The organism is Kamptonema sp. UHCC 0994 (assembly GCF_029167235.1).
Classification (GTDB): Bacteria; Cyanobacteriota; Cyanobacteriia; order Cyanobacteriales; family Microcoleaceae; genus Kamptonema.
This window is the reverse complement of the sequence record NZ_JARFTR010000237.1, coordinates 1-5,288: the sequence shown is the minus strand read 5'-3', so window position 1 is coordinate 5,288 and position 5,288 is coordinate 1. Positions and strand designations below refer to the sequence as shown.

5 protein-coding genes are annotated in these 5,288 nt (G+C 41.9%); 2 read left to right on the top strand and 3 right to left on the bottom strand.

The genetic code is table 11. The features are described from left to right. Positions 1-38: 38 nt before the first annotated feature. Entirely contained in the window at positions 39-437 is a 399-nt protein-coding gene (locus tag PY364_RS21140; RefSeq protein WP_275525981.1) for a hypothetical protein, read from the bottom strand. Between the two features lie 185 nt (positions 438-622). Here PY364_RS21140 and PY364_RS21135 point away from each other — a divergent pair, with 185 nt between their 5' ends. Then, a complete protein-coding gene (locus tag PY364_RS21135) occupies positions 623-2,275 on the top strand; it encodes a DUF655 domain-containing protein (RefSeq protein ID WP_275525980.1) in 1,653 nt (550 codons plus the stop codon). Between the two features lie 78 nt (positions 2,276-2,353). After that, positions 2,354-3,148 carry a Uma2 family endonuclease gene (locus tag PY364_RS21130; RefSeq protein ID WP_275525979.1) on the top strand — a complete coding sequence of 265 codons (795 nt, stop codon included), beginning with the start codon at positions 2,354-2,356 and terminating at the stop codon, positions 3,146-3,148. Between the two features lie 227 nt (positions 3,149-3,375). On the opposite strand, the gene PY364_RS21125 is transcribed toward PY364_RS21130, so the two are convergent. Further along, positions 3,376-4,101: a hypothetical protein gene (locus PY364_RS21125; RefSeq protein WP_275525977.1), complete on the bottom strand. Its 726-nt coding sequence runs from the start codon at positions 4,099-4,101 to the stop codon at positions 3,376-3,378. A 404-nt stretch (positions 4,102-4,505) separates the two neighbouring features. After that, positions 4,506-5,252, bottom strand: a complete 747-nt coding sequence (locus PY364_RS21120; protein WP_275525983.1) for a matrixin family metalloprotease — start codon at positions 5,250-5,252, stop codon at positions 4,506-4,508. Positions 5,253-5,288: the final 36 nt, after the last annotated feature.

Sequence of the window (5,288 nt, the reverse complement as noted above, 5' to 3'; positions counted from 1 at the left end):
CCCCTCTTCCCTAGCCCCTAGCCCCTAGCCCCTAGCCCCTAACTTCCCGGTTTGCAGACATTGTAGGCTTCGTGGGATATAACTTTTTGGGGAATTAAGAAAGTGCCACAATCTTCGCAGAGCATTCTGTAGTTTCGTGTTACAGGAATGCTGATAATAAAACGGTTATGGCGAAGGCGTTTGCCGCCAAATTCTCTGTAATTCTTGTGGGTGATAGTAGCAATTATGGAGCGTGCCTTGACTACCACGTAGTCAGGTAGCCCTCGTAAATCTATGACATCCTGGGCAAATGATGCCTCCCATTCTAGTTTTTTGTTTCGTTTTTCTGCGATCGCCAGAACTTGATGATCCTGTGCCTGACGCTCTTGCGTGCAGCGGTGGCACGTTTTACCATATCCTTTGTGACCGCACGGAAAAGCCCGTTTTCTTTTAGCCATATAGCATTGGTGTCGGGTTTGACCAACGCCCCTGAATGCTGCTACCGCACCAGTGATGCTTCCCGGCTTCGAGGCAGTCCTACAAGACGCAAAATCTATCCCCTTTCATAAATAGATTGTAACTTTACACGATCGAATAGCTTTGAATTGCTAAAACCCTTAATGCCTAAAAATTTTAAAGTTCTGTGTCTAAATTTTCTTATACTCAACTACTTTACTGCTGTGCTTTGTTTCTGGCAATCAGCCTTGCAGCTTGTCACCAAAGGGGAAAACAGATTCAGCTATTGGCTCCTCGTTTGGCTCCATTGCCTCAAGATCCTTTGCTTCAGGTGTATTTCAACCAGTCGGAAAGTTCGATCTATCAGGAATTTTACCGCGAAGAGACTCGATATGGAGATAACTTTGAGAAGCTAATTGTGGATGCGATCGCGGGTGCTCGGTTGACGGTGGATGTGGCGGTGCAGGAGTTGCGGTTGCCTGCGATCGCGCAAGCAATGGCTGAGCGACAGGCGGCGGGGGTGAAGGTGAGGGCGATCGTGGAAAATACATACAGTCGTCCTTGGAGTAGTTTTACGGCGGATGAGGTGCACCAATTGCCAGAGAGGGAGCGCGATCGCTATAGTGAATTTGTCCATTTGGTGGATGCTGACAAGGATGGGAAATTAAGTCAGGCGGAAATTAAAAAAAGTGATGCTTTGGTAATTTTACGCGATGCTGGTATTCCCATAATTGACGATACGGCGGATGGTTCTAAGGGTAGTGGTTTGATGCACCACAAGTTTGTGGTTGTGGATGGCAAAAGTTTAATTGTGACTTCGGCTAATTTTACACCTTCAGATATTCATGGAGATTTTGGGGTGGCAAAAAGTCGAGGCAATTCTAACAATTTATTAAAAATTGATAGTGGAGAATTAGCAAATCTTTTTACTCAAGAATTTAATATTATGTGGGGAGATGGGCCAGGAGGTAAGCCAGATAGTAAGTTTGGGGCTAAAAAACCGTTACGATTGGTGCAATATATTAATCTGGGAAATGTAACTGTCGCTGTGCAATTTTCACCAACTGCTAAAACTGTTCCTTGGGAAAAAAGCAGTAATGGTTTAATTGATAATAGTTTGAAAAATGCTAGAAAGTCGGTAGATTTGGCACTGTTTGTATTTTCGGCTCAACGTTTAGTTAATACTTTGGAAAGCAAATCTCTGGCAGGGGTGACAATCCGGGGATTAATCGATCCTAGCTTTGCTTATCGATCTTACAGTGAAGCGTTAGATATGATGGGTGTGGCACTACTTGACAATTGTAAGTTTGAGGCTGAAAATCGACCTTGGCAAAAGCCGATCGCGACTGTGGGAGTACCGAAATTGCGGGAGGGCGATCGCTTGCATCATAAGTTTGGGGTTGTGGATGGGAAAATTGTAATTACTGGTTCTCATAACTGGACTGAGGCCGCTAATTATGGGAATGATGAAGCCCTTTTGGTGATTGAAAGTGAGACGGTGGCGGCCCATTTTGAACGGGAGTTTGAGCGTCTGTATGGGGATGTGGTGTTGGGTTTGCCACGCGCGATCGTGCAGAAAATTGAAGCTCAAAAGCAACTTTGTGCAGCACTACCAAAATCTGATGGAAATATTGTTAAGATTTCTGAGAAGAAGTTAGTTAATTTGAATGTTGCTAATCAGGCTGAGTTAGAGACTTTGCCAGGAGTGGGGCCGAAATTAGCTCAAAAGATTATTGCAGCGAGAAAACAACAACCTTTTACGTCTTTGGAAGATTTAGATCGGGTTCCTGGGGTAGGGAAAAAGATGTTAGAAAGGTGGCGCGATCGCGTGACTTGGTAAAGTAGAATTTAATAGCTAATTTTAGTTTTGCCATTATTTTTTATCTAGAATGTCTTGACTTTTAAGTTGATATTTGTTATGATAGTAACTTATCGAGATAGGGCAAAATATATGTCTCAATCTGTGGCAAAAATTGCAGAAGTTGTTGAAGAAAATAAAGAAAAAGCTGTAGAAGAAATTGTGCAAGAAAAGGCAGTTGATCCTTCATCAACTTTGACTTTTGAAGAGTACCGTTCTTACCAAGGTGAATCCGGTGTAAAATATGAACTGTACAAAGGAAAATTGATAACAATGTCAGCAGCAACAGTCTTGCATATCAAGATTTGTGAATTTTTGGCTTATAAGTTGCAGCGTTACTTAGCTGAGCATAATCTTAATTTAGTGGTAAAAACAGGTTTGGGAGTAAGAACTAAAGAGGATTCTTCCCGCATTCCTGATGTCGTAGTCTGTACTCAAAGTCTTTTAGAAAAAGCCGCTGCTAGAGGTGGTTCTGGTATCCTTGATTTGGATGAAACACCACTATTAGTAGTAGAGGTAGTGAGTGAAGATCGGCGGGCTGATTATGTAATTAAACGAGCAGAGTATGAATTAGCCAATGTGCCGGAATATTTGATTTTTGATCCTGCTAAAAATAAACAGCGAGTTAGGGCTTTGTCGTTCCAACAAGGTGAAGAGAGTTACACGCAAATCGATTATTTGCCAGGTCAAGAAATATCATCTGTGGTGTTTCCCGATCTAATTTTGTCTGTTGATGAAATGTTAAATCCGCCATTGGTTGAGGAGTTGATTAAGGAAGAACAAACTCGGTTACAGAAAACTGAACGTTTGGCGGCAAAGTTGCGGGAAATGGGAGTCGATCCTGATTTTGTATAAATGAAAATAGGTCTACACGCTCTTTCCTCGGTTTTAAATTGAGATGTTTTATTGTTAAGATCCGATCGCGCTTTCCTTCAATTTTCCTTTCTCAACCGCAACAATTACGACCTATCTTGAAATCGCAATTACCTCATCAATAAATTGAAACTTTTGAGCTTAGCTGAGATTTTTGATGAGGTATTTACTTAATTCTTAACGAATTGACAAAAGGATTTAGGACAATTTTAGGAATTTAGCCGTTTGACATAATAGCGAATTGCGCCATGTGCAGTTTTGATTGAATCTTCAGCTTTATCAGCCGTAATGTCTTTCATCTCACCCCCTATCAACTGAATTAGATCAGTAGCCTGCATTTCCAACAGCCACTCATTAAACTGCGATCGCGCCACTCTTTCCCCAATCACCCGCCGCATCCGATAAATCGGAACCAAATCGTCATAGTTAAAATCCTGATTCAAGCGATCGTAAACCTTCAAAGCCACCACCTTAAACCTCTCATAAGAAGCGATCGTCTCCACTTCCGGCTTAGGTTTCTCCACCGCCACAGTCACCGGCCTAGCTTGACTCCGCACCCACTTCAACAACGCATTCCCCAACCTCGTCCCAATTTGAGAACCATCAAACTCAAACAGAGAATCGCCATTTTTCAACCCATCCGCCAACACCTGCTGACCCACATCCGTAATTTCAACTACCACCACCCGCTTCTCAGTCGAAAATGCGATCGCACCACTTTCTCGCAATCCCGTCAAAATAGTCTCATAATCCTTACTCGTTTCCCCAGTCCGCACAATCCTTTTAGTCAAATCCCCCTTCTTAACCCTCCCCTTCCCAAAGGATATATCCCACAAATTCAGCAATACCCGAATTTTTCCTTTCGCATCCCAAACCAATTGTTCTTCAGGTGTCCGAGGCGCTTTAGACACAACATTTCCTTCTTGTTCCGACATATCTATAATTCCAGTAGCGAGTACAGCAATCAGATTTTCTCAGTAAAATTACCGAAGACAAATCTGATATTTCCATCGTAATACTTAGTGAGGCAGTAAAAACCTATCCAATTTCATCTTAACAGGACTTACGCACTCACTACAATTTTTTGCGAGTGCGATCGCAGTGAAGTAATCTCAAACCTTAAGTTATCATTTTTTGTCATTGCGTTGGCGTAGCCTGCGCGTAGCGCTTACGCAGTGAAGCAATCTCAAACCTTGATTTACCGTTTACAGTCTCTCTGATAATTACTATCGCACCAAAAAATAATCAGCCATACTCCGACGGAAACCCACCACTGAAACTCTTAAAGGTCTCATAAAAACTAATTATAAACTAATCTCTAACTTTTAAATTTTAACTTTTAATTACCTTCATCAAACCCCCATCCAAGACGAGTTTGCTGCTCATAAACCCGCTTTAAAGTATTAATATCTCTCACAGAAATCGGCGGTGGATTTCTCACCTGAGAAAAATACATCACATCAGTATTCACAGGACTATGACCCCAAATTCCCAACCCATGACCGAACTCATGACGCGCCACAGCAGCGATATATTTCCCAGTCTGACTCGGATTTAACCAGATAGTACAACGATGGGATAAAACAGCATTTTCCCCATCTCCACTCACATACAACTCATAGCGAGTTTCACCCGAACGCGCCCGCATTTGCTCTTGTCGCAAAGGCGGAGACTCGTGTAAAATCCTAATATCACCGGCATCTAATTCATCTACCACCTGCAAAGGTAAATAAGACCCCCATTCCATCACAGCATCTAACACTGTCTTGCTCCATGATTGAGAGCCATTATTATCAGTAACTTGCTCTACATATACCTTAATTGGAAACTGCGACCAAACCAAATGACCAAATTCTGGCGGTTTTACTTTGTCAAAGTAATCACCACTATCTTTTGCATCTTTCCAATTAGCCAGCGTTGCAGGTAAAGGATGAACTTCTAGCGAAGGTAGACGATCCTTAATATCATTAAAATTAGCAGCATTACCTTGAAACTGAGTAATAATTATTAGAATAAATGTACAAAAACCTACAATTAAAATAGTAAAAAACTGATGTTTTAAATAAGTAAATCTGGACTTACGCAAAAATATGTAACGCCGCCATCCTGGCGGTAAAGAAAC

What these genes read in the sequence shown, in the direction of transcription:
- PY364_RS21130 (WP_275525979.1), top strand. Translation starts at nt 2,354, where the DNA reads ATGATAGTAACTTATCGAGATAGGGCAAAATATATGTCTCAATCTGTG.
- PY364_RS21140 (WP_275525981.1), bottom strand. Translation starts at nt 437, where the DNA reads ATGGCTAAAAGAAAACGGGCTTTTCCGTGCGGTCACAAAGGATATGGT.
- PY364_RS21125 (WP_275525977.1), bottom strand. Translation starts at nt 4,101, where the DNA reads ATGTCGGAACAAGAAGGAAATGTTGTGTCTAAAGCGCCTCGGACACCT.